Here is a 16932-nt window from a genome sequence, read left to right as displayed (position 1 = left end):
GATTGGTCACCTCACAGGATGTAGAACAGCGGGAAGAGGAACAGCCAGACGATGTCGACGAAGTGCCAGTAGAGGCCGAAGTACTCGAGCGAGCGGTTGTCCTCCAGGTACGCGCCTCGCCAAGCGCGCGCGATGAGGAAGAGGGTTATGAACAGGCCGACGATGACGTGTGCCGCGTGCAGGCCCGTGGTGAGGAAGAACGTCGACGTCCGGACGTTCGTCGACAGCCACAGCCCCTCGTGGAACAGGTGGCTCCACTCGATGGCCTTGTTGCCGAGGAAGCCCAGTCCCAAGAGGAACGTGGCCGTGAGCGTCACCACGACGCCCCACTTGTGTTTCTTCTCGGCCGCGACCAGCGCGAGGACGACGGTGAAACTGCTCGTCAGGAGGAGATAGGTGTTCATCAGTCCGGGGATGGGGTTGCTGGGGACGGGCTCCCAGGCGGTCCAGCCGAAGGCGACGCGCGTGAAGACGTACGCGCCGATGAACCCGCCGAAGAGGACGATGTCGCTCGCGAGGAATATCCACATCCCCACTTTGCCGTTCTCGATACCGCCGAACGGCCAGGCCTCGCCCTCGCCGCCGGGGAAGGCCGTGAAGGGTTCGAGGCCCCACGACAGCAACGAACCGACAGTGACGGCACCGCCGAGGGCCGCCGAAGCCATGTAGACGTTCGCCATCATCCCCTCGCCGAACGAGGCCTCTTGGACACCCGACAGGCCGAGGAAGAGGAAGAACATCCCCACGCTCAACGCGAGCGGCCAGATGCTCGCGTGGTCCGCGTGGACGTCGTCTTCGACGGTGTCGACTTCACGGACCGGGACGAGGGCGCGGGCGCCCGCCGCCACGCCGCCGTCGGTCTGTGTCCCGCCGTCGGTGTGTGCGCTCGCCCCCGAGGACGCCGTCGACGAGGAGGGTTTCAGGAACTCGAGTTTCCCGTTCTCGTAGGTCGGCGTCCCGGGGAAGTTCTCGAGCGACGGCGGGGAGTCGACGGCCCACTCGGCGGTGGTCGCGTACTCCCAGGGGTTGCCGTCGACCGGCTCGCCCGAGAAGGCGCTCTTGCCCAGGTTGTAGAACATGATGAGGAACGACAGCCCGAGGACGAACGCGCCGACCGTCGCGATCTTGTGCCACGGCTCGAGGCCGGGGGCGTAGTCGAACACTCTCCTGGGCGTCTCCCACGCGACGAACAGCGGGAAGTACAGGAGGTTGAAGCCGACGAAGTAGGCGCCGAAGTGGAGTTTCCCGAGGAACTCGTCGTACATCCGGCCGGTCATCTTCGGGAACCAGTAGTAGAGGCCGCCCACCAGCGCGGTGATGCCGCCGACCATCACGTAGTGGAAGTGCGCGACGACCCAGTAGGTGCCTCTGAACTCGTAGTCCAGCACCACCGCACCGAGGAAGACGCCGGTGATGCCGCCGATGATGAACAGCAGCAACGCCCCGAACGAGAAGAGGAAGGGCGTGGTGAAGCGAATCCGCCCCTTCAGCATGGTGTAGATGAGCGCGAACACCATCAGGTCGAACGGGAGCGAGATGCCGATGGTGGTCACCATGAACAGCGTCTTGATCTGGAGGTTGATGGTGGTCAGGAACATGTGGTGCATCCAGACCACGAACGACTGCAGGGCGACGAGGACCATCGCGGCGATGAACCACTTGCGCCCGACGATTCGTCTTCCGGTGAAGGTCTGGAAGCACTCGGCCATCACACCCAGCGCCGGGAAGAAGACGATGTACACCTCGGGGTGGCCGAAGAACCAGAAGAGGTGGGTCCACAGCAGCGACCCCGCCGGCGACTCCATCGCGAAGTAGGTCGTTCCCAGCAGTCGGTCCGACGAGAGGATGATGAGCGCCGCGAGCAGCGCCGCGAACGCGAACAGCATCATCCAGACGGTCAGGAGGATAGACCAGGTGAACAGCGGGAGTTTCCGCATCGTCAACCCCTTCGCCCGCATCCGGTGCATGGTCGTCAGGAAGTTCACCGACGAGACGGTGACCGAGGCGACGAACAGCGTGAGCGCCAACACCGCGGTCGACGCCCCGACGTCGGGTGTGAAGGTCGGGACGTTCAGCGGGGCGTACATGGTCCACCCGCCCGCGAACGTCCCGCCCTGGAAGAACGAGACCATGAACAGCAGGCCAGAGGCGAGGTAGAGCCAGTAGCTGAGGGCGTTCAGCCGGGGGAACGCGAGGTCTTTCGCCCCGATCTGAAGCGGGACGACGTAGTTCGCGAAGCCGAACGCGAACGGCGAGAGGAACCAGAAGACCATCAGCAGTCCGTGTGCGGAGACCGCCTGGTTGTACGCGCCCGCGCTGATGACCGTCTCGCCCGCCGCACGAGGCGCCCACAGCTGGATGCGCATCAGCCACGCGAGCACACCCCCGAGGACGAGGAAGAACAGCGACGTCACCACGTAGAGGATGCCGATGTCCTTGTGGTTGGTCGTGATGAGCCACCGCTTGATGGAGTTCGTGCCGGGGAACTCGTGGCCGTGGTCGTCGTGTGTCGTCTCGGCCCCGGGCACCGTGAGTTCCCCGCTCACGGTGCCGCCGTCGGGCTGACCACCGTCCGTGGCTCGTCGGTCCGTGTTCGTGGTGTCGGTGCTCGCGTCGGGTCCGCTGTCGGGTTCGGTGTCGCTCATGACGTGCTCTCGTTGAGGTTAGTGTACCACTCGCGGTACTCGTCCGGTTCCATCACGACGACCTGTGCGGTCATGTAGGAGTGGCCGGCCCCGCAGAGTTCGTAGCAGTTCGCCGTGTACGTTCCCGTCTCCGAGGCCTCGAACCAGGTCTCGGAGGTCTGGCCCGGGATGGCGTCGGTCTTCACCTTCATCGCGGGGATGCCGAAGTTGTGGAAGACGTCGTTCGAGGTCACGCGTAACCGGACCGCCTGGTCGGCCGGCACGCGCAACGCGCCGCCGGCAGTCGAGTCCTCGACGTGGCCGTTCGGGTAGACGAACCGCCAGCCGAACTGGTAGCCCTCGACGTCTATCTCCAGCGACTCGGCCTGTGAGGGCCCCTCCTCGACGTAGAGGAGCGTCCCGTACGTCCACGCGACGAGCGAGATGACGACGACGGCGCTCAGCGCGAAGGAGGTGAACAGCTTCTTGCCCTTCCCGCCGCCGGAGGGGAGTTCACCCAGCGTCAACTGGTCCGCGTCGGCGATTTCCTGCCCCGTGTCGCGGTACTTGTACGCGTTGTACAGCATGTAGCCGATGACGATTACCCCGACGAGCGTGCCGAGGACGAGGAACACGACGAAGATGCGCTGGAAGACGAAGACCCGTGTCCCTCTGGGGATGAGGCCGGACTGAGCGACGAGTCCGAGCAGCCCGTGTGGTACAATCATGGTCATTGGTAGCACACAACCTTCACCAATAATAATTAGGGCGATACTTAGCGGTTTCGGGAGTGTGGTGAGACTCGAAGAGTCGATTCCCGTCAGAAGCGGCCGGACCGGGCCTCAGACGTCGTGCTGTGGGATACCGGTCGTCCGGTGGAGGACGTACCCGAGCGTCGCCCCGTAGAGGCAGTGAGCGACGAGCGAGACGACGAGGTAGACGGCGACGGCGGCCACACCGGTCCCGGGCCAGAACGCCGGCGCGAACCCGGTCCAGAAGAACACCGCGAACGTCACCCCGCGGAGGTAGCGCGGTTCGCGCGGCGGGAGGAACGACCCGACGACGAGGAAGATGAGCGGGAGGACGAACGTCCCGCCGAGGCCGAAGATAACCATGCCGAGCGCGGCCGTCGGTTGGATGCCGAAGAACGCCGCGAAGCCGGCGAACTGGGTGATCGGTTCGGTGCTGAACAGCCCAAGCGCCTGTGGGACCCCGACCAGCACGGGGAGCATCGCCACAGTCCCGAGCAGGCCGCCGGCCATGGACGTGAGGACGACTTTCGCCGAGATGGGGAGGCCCAGTTCGGCAATGCCGGGTTGTTCGAGCGCCACCGTGTCGGCCTCGGAAGTCTCACTGCTCATACTCGCCACTGTTCTCGCTCATTCATGATAAATGGTGACACTATCCACGGAGTGTGCACGCACTACGCACAGTCGTCGGTGGTGGACCGGCGTCCGACGTCGCACGCCACGACGGCGCGAGCGCAGACTCTACCCTCGCGTCACTGGTTCTCTCACGCTCACTCGCGTTCGAGGACCTCGCGTCGCCGCTCGAACTCGTCGTCGTCGAGGTCACCGCGGGCGTACGCCAGCCGTAACTCGGCGAGCGCGTCGTCCTCGTCGGCGTCACGGGTCACCGCCCGGTAGACGAGGTACGCTCCGCCGACGAGGACGGCGAGGAATGCCAGTTGCATCACCGCACCGACGACGAACACCCAGCCTGGGGCCGAGCCGTCGGCCCACATGCCGCCACCCATCATGGGCCCGCCACCCATGTACCCCATCATCCCGCCACCCACGAACAGGAGTGGCAGGAGGACGATCAGTACGAGCGCGGCGAGCACGAGCGTCACGAGTCGCGTGTCTGTCGAAGTTGTGGTCATCGTATCCCCCTGTGTCGTGCGTTCGGCACGACGCCGGTGAGAGATACGCACTCGTGGTTCAATGCGGTTGCTGTTCGGATACTGTCGCGTTCGGACCACGATACCTTCGAATCGAAAGTCGAGGCGCACGGTTCCCTCGTCGGTCGACGAGGGGCCCTGGACGGGGCCGACGGAGCTACCGGAACTCCTCGATGGTCGAGGTGATGCGGCGGGCGATCATCTCGGGGTTCGCGTACGTGACCGTCACCGAGAGTTCCTGCTCGTTGAAGTCCTGCCCGACTGCGTCTGCCACGTCGTCGCGCTGCTGGACCTCGATGTAGAGTCGGAGGTCGTCCTCGCGCGGGATGGTCGTGAGGACGAGGCGCTCGACGTCGTGTTCGAACCGCGGCCCGGGCTCGAACGCGAGCGCCTGTGCGAACGGACGGTCGTCGAGCCACGGCGTCTCGGCGAGCGTCGACCTGGCGAACTCGAAGCCGAGGTCGGTCGCCGCCTCGAACAGCGCCGCCACGTAGGGGCCCGGTTCGACCACGACGTCGTCGGAGTCGGACGGGTCGACGGCCCAGTCGATGTCGACGCCGGTCTCCAGCCAGACGCGCACCCCCCCGCCCGTGACGGGCGTCCACGGCGGCACGTGGAGGTCGACCCGTTCGGTCCGTTCCTCACCGGGGTCGATGGTGAACGAGCCGTCGACGTCGATTCGGTCGACGACCCGCTCGTCACCGTCGACTGCGGCCTTGAGCGTGAAGTAGATGCCGTCGATGCGCTGGGCGGTCTCACCGCCGAGCAGTTCGACGTCGAGGCCGACCTGCTCGCCGGGACGGACGTCCGCCTGCGGGAGGATGGTGTCGACGGTCGCCGCGCCGATGCCGATACTGGAGAGGAGCCGCTTCATACCTGCTAGAGAGGGAGTCGAGCGTAAAAGCGTTCGAGTCGGACGACGGCGACGCCGTCCACGGTAATCCCTATACCCGTTCGGTCCCTAACACGCCCGATGCAGATGTTGCCGGCGGACGCGCCCGCTCCGGAGGCGTTCACCGACTACTTCCACGTCTACGAAGTCGACGTCGACGACGACGAGGAGGTCAGGTACTACGGCGAACCGCTGGCGTCACAGGAGACGGTGGTCCAGCGACTCGCCCCGGCGTTCCGCGAGCGCGGCTATCGGGTCCGAGTCGAACGGCGCCTCGGCGAACACGTCCTCGTCGCCGAGCGGCGCTCGCCCGGCGTCGACGGCGTCCCGTGGACGAACGTCGCGCTGTTCGTCGCCACCGTGGTCACGACGCTCCTGGCGGGGGCGGGCTGGTACGGCATCCCCATCACCGAACAGCCGTGGCGAGCGGTCGAGGCGTGGCCCTTCACCGTCTCCGTGCTGGGCGTGCTCGCCATCCACGAACTCGGCCACTACGTCATGAGTCGGTACCACGACGTCGAGGCGTCCCTCCCGTACTTCATCCCCGTCCCCACGCTCCTGGGGACGCTCGGGGCCGTCATCCGGATGAACGACCACATCCCGAGTCGACGGGCGCTGTTCGACATCGGCGTCGCCGGCCCGCTCGCAGGCCTCGTCGCCACCGTCGTCGTGACCGCCGTCGGCGTCTCGCTCCCGCCCATCGAGGCCGGCGCGATGGTCGGGGGAGCCGGGGCGACGACCGCGGCGACGCAGGTCCAACTCGGCTACCCGCCGCTCATCCAGCTCGTGGCGTGGGGGGTCGGCCAGCCGCTCACCTACGCGGAGCCGGGCGTGATGGTCAACCCCGTCGTCGTCGGCGGCTGGGTCGGCGCGTTCGTCACCTTCCTCAACCTCCTCCCCGTCGGGCAACTCGACGGCGCCCACGTCACCCGCGCACTCGTCGGCGACGCGCTCTCGACGGTACAGAAGCTCGTGCCCGCCGCGCTGTTCGGTCTCGCGGGCTACCTCTACGTGTTCGAGGGAGGCCAGGCGGTGGGCATCTGGATACTCTGGGGGTTCATCGCCCTCGCCTTCGGCCGGGTCGGTGGGGTGACACCCCTCGACACGTCCCCCGTGGGCCGTGGGCGGTGGCTCCTGGGCATCCTGACTCTCGTCCTCGGCGTGCTCTCGTTCACCCCGGTGCCCATCGTCGTCGGCGTGTGAACGAGCGACGGACGACGAACGCCGGGCCGGAACGAGACGTCCAGAGGAGGTTGTCCGTCGGGGGCCGTCCGAGTGTAGTGTCCGTCGGGGGTCGTCCGGGAGCACGTCGAGACGGGCACGGGCGGCCGGACGACCCCCGTGTACGGGCGCGGTGAGGCCACCTCCTCCCCAGCCGATTCGCTCGCGCGTGCGGTGCGCGGCAGGCCCGCGCACCGTCTCCGCGCCGCGCCGTCTCTCCTTCCGGCGTACCAATTCTTATCAGCCGTGGCCGTGAGCCACGTGGTATGGAGGACATCTTCGTCGGCCGACTCATGTCCGCACCCGTCGAGACGGTCAGACCACACACACCACTCGACGAGGCGGCCGCACAGCTTCTGGAACACAACATCGGCTCCGTGGTCGTCGTCGACGAGGAGGGTCACCTGGAGGGCATCCTCACCGCGACGGACTTCGTCCGCCTCGCCGCCAACGACGCCGTCGCCAGCGCGGAGACCGTCGCGGCGTACATGTCGACGGACGTGGTCACGACGACGGCGAACCACCCCATCACGGACGTCGCGGACACGATGATCGACAACCGGTTCCACCACGTCCCGGTCGTCGACGACGACGAGGGCGTCGTCGGCATCATCACCACGACGGACCTCACTGCGTACGTCTCCGGGCGCTGAGCGGGAGCGACGTCCCGTCTCGTCGCCCGCTCGCCTCAGAGCACAGAGCGGCGGGTCCGACGCTCAGTCGACGAACTCGATGTCGGTCGAACAGAGCGGGCAGGAACGGGCGTCGCCGCCGTCGTCGAGCTTCGTCGGGTGGCCGGTCCAGCCACAGTCGGGACAGAGCACTGGATCGTCGCTCATACCGACCCGTCGAGACCGAGCCCACCTAAGTGTACGTGTCCGCCCGACCGGTCCAGCGTCGAGCGCCGGCACTCAGTCGTCGTGAGCGTCGACGAGTGCGCGGCGGTCGTCCCACAGCTGCTGGTCAAGTTCGTGGTCCGCCGCGTCGGCGTCGAGCAGGTCGGCGAACTCCGTCGCGTAGCGGTAGTTCACGCGACGGGCCGCCTCGCGCGCCCGAAGGAGACGCGACAGACGCTCGACGGCGGCGCGGGGCGCGTCGGTGTCGGCCACGACCGACTCGACCGACTCGCCGGCACGGAGGCGCCGGACGACCGGGTCGTACTCGGGCGGCGCGTCCACCGGGGAGAAGAGGTGGAGGTTCATCCGCGCCCGGAAGACGGTCCCGGGCGAGACACCGAGGCCGGCGGCGAGGTCGGCGTCCGACCGCCCGGCGTAGAACCCGCGGACGACGGCCACGAGGTCGGCGTCGGAGAGCGTCGTCCGGAAGCCGGTCTCCTCGCGCAGTTCGTCGACGAGGGCACGGACGTCCCGGTCGACGTCGGCGTCGGAGTGGACGGCCCCCCGGGGCTGTTGCTGTGGTTCGGTGAACTCCGAGGCCCCGCCGAGGCGCGAGTAGATGTCTCTGAGACGGTCGAACCGGTCAGTCATAGCGCGAATACGTACGCGCCCGACCCATATCACGTTTTCTCGACGACGGAAGCCGAACGCTCGGGGGGGTGCACGACCCCCCCCTCTCACCCGGCCGTCACTCCTCGACTACGTCCGTCGCCGAGAGCGTGTGCGTGACGAGGCTGGCGATGCCCCGGCGGAGGCGTTCGGTGATCGCCTGGTCGGAGATGTCGTACTCGTCGGCGAGGTCCTGCGTCGACATCCCCCGGGGGATGTCGTAGTAGCCGCCGTGGACCGCACTGACCAGCGTCGTACGCTGTTCGGGGGTGAGGCCGAACCACGGACCCGCTCCCGGCGCGGTCGGAGTGTAGAGACGGTCGACCGTGACGGAGACGTCCGCGGCCGCACACCGCTCGTGGAACCGCGACAGCGCCTCGTGCGACGGGAACCGAAGCTCGAACGTCCAGCTGTCGGGCGTGCCGGTGGCGCTCACGAGCTGTGCGCCGGTCGCGCGCATCGCGCCGAAGAAGTGGTCCCGGGGGGCGGTCCACTCTAGGGCGTACAGCGTCTCGCCCTCCCGTCGCTGGAGTCTGGTGACCGTCTCGACCGACGGGTGGTCCGTGAGCGCCTCTTCGAACGTGTCGCGGTCCTCGTCGCGGACACGGAAGAACGCGACGGGCGTCTGGCCCAGGGGGACCATCCGCTCGAGGACGACCGTCGCGTGGTCACGCAGGCGCATCAGTCGACCCAGTTTGAACGCGTCGGGGGCGACCTGTAGTTCGGTGATGACGCTCATTCGTGCAGTCGGGTAGACGTAGTCGCCCGGAACGCATATACCATATGATTACAGGCCGGAGAGGTCCCGAGCGTCCCGTCGACGACCGTCACCCCGGGTTCCGAGCCGACGCCTCACCCTGCTGCGATGGCGGTCACGGCGCTCGGCGGCGACCGTTCGGCCACTTCAGAGGCGCTCGCGTTCCCGCGTCAGCAGTCGCTCCCAGAGGCCGAAGAGGGCGCTGTCGAGGTCGTAGGCGGCGTCGATGTCGCGGACCCACTCGTCGTCGGCGAACAGCAGACGCTGGAAGTGACGGACGTCGTCCGAGAGGTCGCCCTGTCCGGTGTAGTACGCGACTGTCTCCTCGCGGGCGCGCTGGACGAACCCGCTCGGGACGTGGATACCCGACTCGCGGGCGACGTGAGCGTACCACTCCAGGTGGAGGACGGCGTCGGCGAGGACGAACCGACGGGCGAACCCCGAGACGTACGACACCGCGGGTCGGCCGTCCACGAGCACGTCGTGCGGCCGGGAGAACCGGGGGACGGTCACGTGAGCCAAGTCGCGGGTGTATCGGTGAGCGACGCGACGGAGGCGGTACTCGCCGTAGCTCACGGGGCCGACCAGCGCGAGTTCGTACCACAGCGGCATCCACTCGAGGTAGGGCGCGGAGAACGTCGCGTCGGCGAGGAGGTCGGCGGCGATAGAGCGCGCAATCTCGGGCGGGACGTCGGTTCGCCCCGCGCGGAGTGCCGCCGTCGCCTCCTCCGCACGGAGCGGGAAGTCACCGACGGCGAAGCCCATACCCTCGGAGACGGTGAGCACGTACTCGGCGCCGATGCGGTACCAGTCGGCGAAGTGTTCTGGGCGGAACAGTCCGAACAGGCGCAGCAGTGACACGCTCTCCCGTCGGCGGGCGGCGGGTAAAGCCCAGCGGTCCGCCCTCGGCGGCTCTCGACGGCTCCCGACGGCCGCCGGGGACGACCGACCAGCCTCCGCCGCAACGGCTTTGTCCGGCGACACTGGTATGCGACCCATGCGCGCGACGCGACACTACGGCGTGGAGGGGCCGTCCGGCTGATGGCGGGCGAGGCACGGCCGGACGTGACTCACGCGTCGCTCGAGGCGGCGAGTGCGGCCGACTGTGCGGTCGACGCCGCCCGTCGGCCCCGCGAGACGTTCCCGCAGTCGGTCGCCAGCGGCGGCCCGACCCCCACGGGGGCCGTCCTCTGGACGCGCGTCGCGCCGGCGGCCGTCGTCGAAGGCGAACCGCTCGTCGTCGAAGTCGCGACGGACGACGGCTTCGGAGAGCGCGTGGTGCAGGGACTCGTGCCGGCAGAACGGGTCGGTCCCGAGTACGACTACACCGTGCGCGTCGACCTCGACGAGGGCCTCGAGCCCGACACCGCCTACGCGTACCGGTTCGTCTACGACGGGGCCGTCTCGCCGGTGGGCCGGTGTCGGACGCTCCCCCGCCCGGAGTCGACGCCCGAGGCCGTCCGACTGGCCGTGGTGTCGTGTCAGGACTTCGAGAACGGCTACTACGGCGCGTTCGACCACGTTGCCGACGCAGACGTCGACTTCCTGCTGCACCTCGGCGACCTCATCTACGAGTCGGCGGACCGACTGTACACGGGAGTCGGGAGTCGCCGGTACCCCGACCGGGAGATGACGCTCCCCAGCGGCAACGACCGCGCGTCGTCGCTCGCGGACTTCCGGTACATCTACCGGCGGTACCGGAGCGACCGCTTCTTCCAGCGGGCGCTGGAGAACCACACTGTCGTCGCCGGGTGGGACGACCACGGCGTCGCCAACAACCGCTACTGGGACTACGAGGAGAGGGCGCCGGCCGCGCCGGGACACCCTCGGGGCGACGACCCCGCGTTCATGCGTGAGCTGACGCGGGCCGGCATCCGGGCGTGGTACGAGTACCTCCCCGTGCGGGTCAGGTACGACCCCGACGCCGACCGCATCCACGACTCCTTCCGGCTGTACCGCGGCGTCGAGTTCGGTGACCTCGTCGACCTCACGCTGACCGACCAGCGCCTCTTCCGGAGTCGTCCCGGCGGCCGGTACCTCGGCGGTGTCAACGTCGACCTGCGACGGAACCGCGACCCGACCCGGACGATGCTCGGCGACGAGCAACTGGCGTGGTTCACCGACCGAATCGAGGAGTCGACGGCAACCTGGTTCGCGTGGGCCAACGCCGTCCTCTCGTTACCGCTCCGTGCCGGGGCGGGGCCGCTGTCGCTGTACCCGAACGGGGACGCGTGGGACGGCTACGCCGCCGAACGCGACGAGGTGTTCGAGGCGCTCGGAGCGGCGCGGGACGCGGGGGTGGTGACGCTGACGGGCGACATGCACTCGTCGCTCGCGGGGTACCAGCAGACCGCCTACCCGGAACTCGGCGACAACGGCGCGCCGACCCGCGTGGGCGTCGAGTTCATGACGCCCGCCGTCACGAGCGTCAACGTCGCCGAAGCGGTCGGGGTGAGCGGGACGGTCCTCGGGCCGCCGACGCGCCGACTGCTCTCGCGGGCCGTCCGGTGGATGAACCCTCACGTTCGGGCCTTCGACAGCCACCACTGGGGCTACTCGGTCGTGGAGTTCACCCCCGAGACGTGTACGTTCACCACCTACGCGGTCGACAAGCACGTCGACGTCCCGGGGACGAGACGCGAGCTGGTACGGTACGAGGTGCCGGCCGACCGCTACGAGCTACAGGTCTCCTGACGGCGGAGCGTCAGGGTTCCGTTCGGACGTCGTGGTGTCCGCGTCGGCGCCGGTGTCGGCATCGGCGTCGGCGTCCGAGGGACCCCCGTCGAGCGCCTCGGAGAGGCCCCACTCGGCGGCACGGCGCTGTGCCTCCTCGCGCGCCTGTTCACGGATGGCCTCGATCTTCGACTCGTCCGCGAGGAACGCCTCGACGGCGCTACCGCTCCCCGCCCGGTCGTCGAGACGCTCGTCCGGCGCGGCCGCACGGGTCCGGGCGGCCAGTCCGGGGTCGCCGGCGAGGCGCTCTGCCGGCATGGCCGGCGGTACCCGGAACGTCCGCTCGTCGTGGAGGTCGGCGACCGCTCGGGGCGAGAGTTCGTAGAGTTCCACGTGCGAGGGACCGGGCGAGGCCACCTCGGCGAGTGCGTCGGGGCCGCCGCGGTCGGTCGCCGCGTCGTAGACCAGGACGGGCACGCCCGTCTCGAACGTCACGACACAGCGTGTGCCGTCGTCGAACAGCACCGCGTCCTGTGGCTCGAAGACGGCGTAGCCGGTCAGGCCGTCGTCGAGTGCCGCCTCGAGGACGGTCCCGGGTTCGTCGACGACGCGGGACCGGACGAGACGGCCGCGCGGGACGTTCATAGTCGCTCGGGGATGACGGCGCTCCGGAATCGGTCGGCGACGTCCTCGCTGCTGCCAGGGCGGACGTCGAGTCGGCGTGCGGCCTCCCGGTACGCCGCCGCGGCCGCCGAGTCGGGCGCGTACGACAGGAGCGGTTCGCCCGCCCGACGGGCCGCCCGCACCAGGTCGCTCTCGGGCACCAGCGCGAGCGTCTCGCCGCCGAAGTACCGCTCGGCCTGTCGGGCGATGGTCTCGGTCTCCTCGTCGTCACGGACCCGGTTGAACACGACGCCGGCCGTCTCCGCGCCGTAGGTTCGGGCGTACTCCTGCGCCTTGATGCCGTCCGAGAGCGCCGGAATCGTCGGCTGGAGGACGACGACGACCCGGTCGGCGAGGACGACGGGCAGGATGGCCGACTTCGAGTCGAGCGCGGCCGGCGAGTCGAGGAGGAGGACGTCCGCGTCGGCGGCGAGGTCGGCGACGACGTCTCTGAGGCGAGCGGGTTCGGCGCGCTCGAACGCCGCGAGACTCGTCCCGCACGGGACGACACGCATCCCGAACCGCTCGTACGTCGCGTCCGCCACCGCCGTGGCCGTCTCCTCGACGAGGAGGTCGTGAAGGGTGACCTTGACGTCGTCGAGGCCGGCGTGAAAGAGCAGGTTCGCCATCCCCGTGTCGGCGTCGACCACGGTGACGTCGTACGTCTCCGCGAGCGCCATCCCCAGGGCGAGGGTGCTCGTCGTCTTCCCGGTCCCCCCCTTCCCGCTGGCGACGGCGATAGCCTCTACCATAGCCCTTCTGTGACGGAACCGGGAATAAGCGTTCGGGAGTCGTTATCGAACCCGAGAGTCGGTACGTGCGGCCGCGACGGGGCGGTCCGCCCGACGTCGGGGGTGCGGTGCTGACGACCGGAGTGGACGGCCGTGCCGGGGACCCGCGTCAGGCGACGAGTTGCAGCGCCTGTCGGAGGTGGAATCGGACCTCCGGGTCGTTCGACTCGGCCAGTGCGACCTCCAGGTGGCGTCGGACCGCACCGTGGTCCAGGGCAGGGGTGGAGTGGGTGTTCATACACCGCACGAGCACTGCGTGGTATATAACATTCCGGTCCAAAATACCGCTTCATATAACTAGAGAGCGTCTCTCGAAGCCACTAGCGGCTTCTTTCTCCAGTCGAGTACATTCATAAAATCGTGAACGAGCAGTGTGCGTCGGACCGCGGTCCGGTCGGGAGTCGGGGGTCGGGGACCGCCCCAGGAGCCGTGACGGGGACGGTCAGGCGGAGAGGTCGTCGATGTCGTCCGTCAGGTCGTCGAGCGAGGCGGTGTCGTCTTTCTCGACGCGGAACGCGTCGACCAGTTCGTGGAGAGCCTCGCCGCGCGAACTGAGTCGGAGTGCGGTGGACGAAATCTGTTCCATCGCCGTCGACTGTTCGTCGACGCTGGCCGACACCTGCTGGACCGAGGCGCTCATCTCCTCGGCGAGCGCCGACGACTCCTCGACGACGGCCGAGACCCGCTCGGTGTTGTGCGCCTGCGTCTCGACCGCGTCGGAAATCTCCTCGACGCCGCGGTCGGTCTGTTCGACTCGCTCGCGAATCTGAGTGAGCGTCGAGACGACGTCCTCGACGGCGTCGGCACCCTCTTCGACCTCGGTGTTGGCCCCCCTGATGCTCTCGACGACCTCCTCCGACTGGGTCTGCAGTTCGGTGATGATGTCGGCGATGTCGTCGGCGGAGGTCTGCGACTCGCGGGCGAGCGACTTCACCTCGTCGGCGACGACGGCGAACCCCTCGCCCGCAGACCCCGCGCGGGCGGCCTCGATGTTGGCGTTGAGCGCGAGCAGGTTCGTCTGGTCCGCGATGGAGACGATGAGGTCGACGATGTTGTTGACCTCGGACATCCGTTCTTCGAGGGTGTCCATCTCTTTGGCGACCGCCCGAGAGGCCTCCGTCGCCGACCGAATCCGGTCGAGCGCACGGCGAGTGTCCTCGGTCCCTCCCTCGACGAGCGTCGTCGCCTCCTCGGAGCGCGCGCGAATCTCCTGGGTGGACGCGGTGATCTGTTGAATCGAGGCGGAGAGGTCGTCGACGTTCTGACTCGCCGTCTGTGTCTGCGTGGCGAGTCGTTCGGAGCCGCTGGCCACCTCCCCGGTGGAGGCTTCGATGGACGCGACGGCGGCAGTCACCTCCTCGGTGGAGGCGCTGACGTCCTGGCTGGTGGCGGCGAGGTCGTTCGAGACGTCGGTCGCCTCGTCGACGACCGCACGGATGTTCGTCGTCGCACGGGTGAGGTTCGCCGACAACTGACTGAACTCCTCGTACGCCGTCTGGAGTTCCGGGTAGTCGGCCGGCGGTCTGGGGACGTCTGCCGTGACGGTGAGGTCGCCGTTCGCGAGGCGAGCGACCTTGCGCTGGAGGTCGTCGAGCACCGTGCGCTGGTACGCCTCGAGTTGCTCCGTCCGGTCGTCAGCGGCGTTCGCTGCGTCTGTGGTCTCCCCCGTGGCTGGCGGGTCGACCGCACCGTCGGTCGTGTCTCTCTGTCCCGTCGTCGAGAGTAGCGAGACGTGTGGGATGAATCTCATGTATCGTCGCACGCCGTCGGGTCGTGCGTATGGAACCCACGACGGAAGCACCCTTACCCGTCTCCGCGTGACTACCGGGTCGGAATTATCTGCGGTGAGAAAGTATCGAAACTGGATATGTCGTCGAGGGGGACCGACGGTTCCGAACCGCGTCTCACGCGTCTCGCTGGCTCGGGACGCGGACTCGCGTCGTGCGGACCCCCTCGTCCGTGCCGAGACGTGTCCGACCCGTCACTCGGTCCGCCCGCGTCTCCTCGGCTCCGACCTCACGCGTCGCGCTCCGGGCCGTCGTTCCTGCCGTCGCCCGCCGTCCCACCCGGGACGGGCGTTGCGTCGTCGACGAGGTCCAGGAGGTCGAGGCGGTCGAGGAGTGCCCGCGTCGGTCGCCCCTCGGCGTCCCACTCGCGGACCCGGTAGTACGTCGACAGCAGGTCGTCGAACGTGGCCGGGTCGACCCCCTCGCGGACGGCGTCCGCGGAGGGCTGTCGCACGAGCGTCGGCAGGCGGTCCTCGTCGCGGGTGAACCCCTCGCGGACGTTGAACAGGCGGGTGAGCGTCCAGACGCGCTCACCGACGTCGAGCAACTCGTCCGGTTCGTACGCCAGTCCGACCGTCGCCAAGAGCTCCGCGCCGTAGTCCGAGAGCGTCTCGCCGACGAAGTCGTCGGCGACGAGACACCAGAGCGCGGAGCGTAGCGTCTGCTCGGCGGCGACGGCCTCCGCCCGCTCCCGGTGGGACCACCTCTCCGTCGCGAACACTTCCGTGACGACCGGCCGGGCGCGGCGGTGGCAGGCGCCGCGGTCGCTCGTGGCGTACGCGAGCGCCATCGCCAGCGAGCCACGCGGGTCGTACGCGGGGAGGGCGACCGACTTCACCGTGGGGACGAGGTCGTCGCCGCCGAACCGGGCGGCCGCGGCGTCGACGCCGTCGGCGAGCGCGTCGGCGAGCGCACCGTCGCGCGCGGCGATACGGGTGAGGAGCGCCTCGGCGGCCGCGGGGTCACCGAACGCGAGCGGCGGCGTTTCGACGTCGTCGAGGAGTCCTGTGTCCGACGCACGAATCGCCCAGGCGACCGCGTTACCGGCGCTGATGACGTCCATCCCGAGTCGGTCACAGCGGTCGCCGAGCGCGACGACGGCGTCGAAGTCGTCGATGCCGAGGCCGGCCCCCAGCACCATCGGCGTCGCCCCGCGCGGGACGGTGGAGTTCCGGTCGTCGCTGGCGGTGTCCTCGGAGGGAGCGGTCGCGATGCGGAAGTCGCCGTCGCGTTCGCGGGCGGTCGCCGCGGCGCGGACCGCGTCGATACCGATGCGTTCACTCCCCTCGAACCGGTCCGCCTGCCAGCCGCGGGTCGGGAGCACTCCGACCTCGTCGGCGAAGTCGAGCGTCTCCATCGTCCCGCTCGCGTCGAGCCAGCGTCCGGTGTCGCTCTCGTGGAACGCGCGGTCGTAGGCGTCGGCGACCGAGGCGGCTTCGTCTCCGACGTCGGTGGGGGTGCGTGGTTCGCCGTCGGCGACGACAGCCTTGAGCCGCTTCGAACCCGCGACGGCACCGACGCCGCCCCGTCCGGCCTGGTGGTCGCCGCCGTCGGTGCCCAGCGTCGCGTACCGGACCCGGCGTTCACCGGCGGGGCCGATGCAAGCAGTCGCCCCGTCGAGCGCGCGGTCCGTCTCGGGGATGGACCGGCCCCACTGGTCGGTGGGTCGGAGCGTCGCCGCTCCGTCGGCGAGTCGGAGGACTGTCGGCTCCGTCGCCTCCCCTTCGACGACGACGGCGGCGTGGTCGCCGAGCGCGTTCGGGAGGCGCGCGGCGAACGCCCCGCCGACGTACGAGTCGGTGAATGTCCCGGACAGCGGCGACTTCGTGACGGCGACGCACCGGGGTTCGCCCGGCAGCAGGCCGGTGAGCGGGCCGACCGCGAGAACGAGTACGTTGTCGGGCGAGAGCGGGTCGGTCCCCGGCGCCAACTCGCGGTAGAGGGTGTAGGCCCCGACTCCCTTGCCGCCGAGGAATCGGCGGCGAACCGACGGGGCGAGCGACTCGCTCGTGGCGGTGCCGGTAGAGAGGTCGACGTGGAGCACCCGGGTCGGCGGGCCTGAAGCCATCGGCGGACGTTGGAGACGGGTGCCGATTAAAGCCGCGTTCGAACGGGGAAC

Annotated in this window: 17 protein-coding genes; 3 read left to right on the top strand and 14 right to left on the bottom strand. The window is 69.0% G+C overall.

Annotated features, from left to right (window positions below):
* Positions 1-11: 11 nt before the first annotated feature.
* The 5 genes from ACESK5_RS01530 to ACESK5_RS01510 all read right to left on the bottom strand — a co-directional run bounded on the left by ACESK5_RS01530 (position 12) and on the right by ACESK5_RS01510 (position 5398).
* On the bottom strand, positions 12-2645 hold the full coding sequence (locus ACESK5_RS01530; protein ID WP_372909776.1) for a cbb3-type cytochrome c oxidase subunit I: 2634 nt from the start codon (positions 2643-2645) through the stop codon (positions 12-14).
* Complete coding sequence (coxB, locus tag ACESK5_RS01525) at positions 2642-3352, bottom strand: cytochrome c oxidase subunit II (protein ID WP_372909803.1); 711 nt, start codon at positions 3350-3352, stop codon at positions 2642-2644. Before coxB ends, ACESK5_RS01530 begins: the two co-directional genes overlap by 4 nt.
* A 114-nt stretch (positions 3353-3466) precedes the next feature.
* A complete protein-coding gene (locus ACESK5_RS01520) occupies positions 3467-3985 on the bottom strand; it encodes a DUF6789 family protein (RefSeq protein ID WP_372909775.1) in 519 nt (172 codons plus the stop codon).
* Positions 3986-4143: 158 nt separating this feature from the next.
* A complete protein-coding gene (locus tag ACESK5_RS01515) occupies positions 4144-4506 on the bottom strand; it encodes an SHOCT domain-containing protein (protein ID WP_372909774.1) in 363 nt (120 codons plus the stop codon).
* Positions 4507-4681: 175 nt separating this feature from the next.
* Positions 4682-5398 carry a sporulation protein gene (locus tag ACESK5_RS01510; protein WP_372909773.1) on the bottom strand — a complete coding sequence of 239 codons (717 nt, stop codon included), beginning with the start codon at positions 5396-5398 and terminating at the stop codon, positions 4682-4684.
* A gap of 99 nt (positions 5399-5497) precedes the next feature.
* Between ACESK5_RS01510 and ACESK5_RS01505 the strand changes: the two genes are divergently transcribed.
* Together ACESK5_RS01505 and ACESK5_RS01500 are read left to right on the top strand one after the other, a co-directional pair.
* Positions 5498-6619 (top strand): site-2 protease family protein, encoded by a 1122-nt coding sequence (locus ACESK5_RS01505; protein WP_372909772.1) that lies wholly within the window; start codon positions 5498-5500, stop codon positions 6617-6619.
* Positions 6620-6903: 284 nt separating this feature from the next.
* Positions 6904-7290 carry a CBS domain-containing protein gene (locus ACESK5_RS01500; protein ID WP_372909771.1) on the top strand — a complete coding sequence of 129 codons (387 nt, stop codon included), beginning with the start codon at positions 6904-6906 and terminating at the stop codon, positions 7288-7290.
* A 63-nt stretch (positions 7291-7353) separates the two neighbouring features.
* Here ACESK5_RS01500 and ACESK5_RS01495 read toward each other — a convergent pair whose 3' ends face one another.
* From ACESK5_RS01495 to ACESK5_RS01480, 4 genes are all read right to left on the bottom strand, one after another.
* A complete protein-coding gene (locus ACESK5_RS01495; RefSeq protein ID WP_372909770.1) occupies positions 7354-7476 on the bottom strand; it encodes a hypothetical protein in 123 nt (40 codons plus the stop codon).
* Between the two features lie 72 nt (positions 7477-7548).
* A complete protein-coding gene (locus ACESK5_RS01490) occupies positions 7549-8124 on the bottom strand; it encodes a hypothetical protein (RefSeq protein ID WP_372909769.1) in 576 nt (191 codons plus the stop codon).
* A gap of 97 nt (positions 8125-8221) precedes the next feature.
* Complete coding sequence (locus ACESK5_RS01485) at positions 8222-8881, bottom strand: bacterio-opsin activator domain-containing protein (RefSeq protein WP_372909768.1); 660 nt, start codon at positions 8879-8881, stop codon at positions 8222-8224.
* A 165-nt stretch (positions 8882-9046) separates the two neighbouring features.
* Positions 9047-9760, bottom strand: coding sequence for a hypothetical protein (locus tag ACESK5_RS01480; RefSeq protein WP_372909767.1), 714 nt, complete (start codon positions 9758-9760; stop codon positions 9047-9049).
* A 180-nt stretch (positions 9761-9940) separates the two neighbouring features.
* Between ACESK5_RS01480 and ACESK5_RS01475 the strand changes: the two genes are divergently transcribed.
* Positions 9941-11593: an alkaline phosphatase gene (locus tag ACESK5_RS01475; RefSeq protein ID WP_372909766.1), complete on the top strand. Its 1653-nt coding sequence runs from the start codon at positions 9941-9943 to the stop codon at positions 11591-11593.
* On the opposite strand, the gene ACESK5_RS01470 is transcribed toward ACESK5_RS01475, so the two are convergent.
* The 5 genes from ACESK5_RS01470 to ACESK5_RS01450 all read right to left on the bottom strand — a co-directional run bounded on the left by ACESK5_RS01470 (position 11579) and on the right by ACESK5_RS01450 (position 16881).
* On the bottom strand, positions 11579-12217 hold the full coding sequence (locus ACESK5_RS01470) for a hypothetical protein (RefSeq protein ID WP_372909765.1): 639 nt from the start codon (positions 12215-12217) through the stop codon (positions 11579-11581). The two genes, ACESK5_RS01475 and ACESK5_RS01470, sit on opposite strands and share 15 nt — an antisense overlap.
* The gene (locus tag ACESK5_RS01465; RefSeq protein ID WP_372909764.1) at positions 12214-12987 is read right to left on the bottom strand and encodes a P-loop NTPase; all 774 of its coding nucleotides are present in this window, start codon (positions 12985-12987) and stop codon (positions 12214-12216) included. Before ACESK5_RS01465 ends, ACESK5_RS01470 begins: the two co-directional genes overlap by 4 nt.
* 148 nt (positions 12988-13135) lie before the next feature.
* A complete protein-coding gene (locus tag ACESK5_RS01460; protein WP_372909763.1) occupies positions 13136-13264 on the bottom strand; it encodes a hypothetical protein in 129 nt (42 codons plus the stop codon).
* Positions 13265-13468: 204 nt separating this feature from the next.
* Entirely contained in the window at positions 13469-14776 is a 1308-nt protein-coding gene (locus tag ACESK5_RS01455) for a methyl-accepting chemotaxis protein (RefSeq protein ID WP_372909762.1), read from the bottom strand.
* A gap of 266 nt (positions 14777-15042) precedes the next feature.
* Entirely contained in the window at positions 15043-16881 is a 1839-nt protein-coding gene (locus ACESK5_RS01450; protein ID WP_372909761.1) for an aldehyde ferredoxin oxidoreductase family protein, read from the bottom strand.
* Between the last annotated feature and the right edge of the window lie 51 nt (positions 16882-16932).

Origin of the sequence: Salinigranum sp. (assembly GCF_041641895.1) — an archaeon.
Lineage (GTDB): Archaea > Halobacteriota > Halobacteria > Halobacteriales > Haloferacaceae > Salinigranum.
Note: the sequence above shows the minus strand (reverse complement) of the source record. Positions and strands in the feature narration are given on the sequence as shown.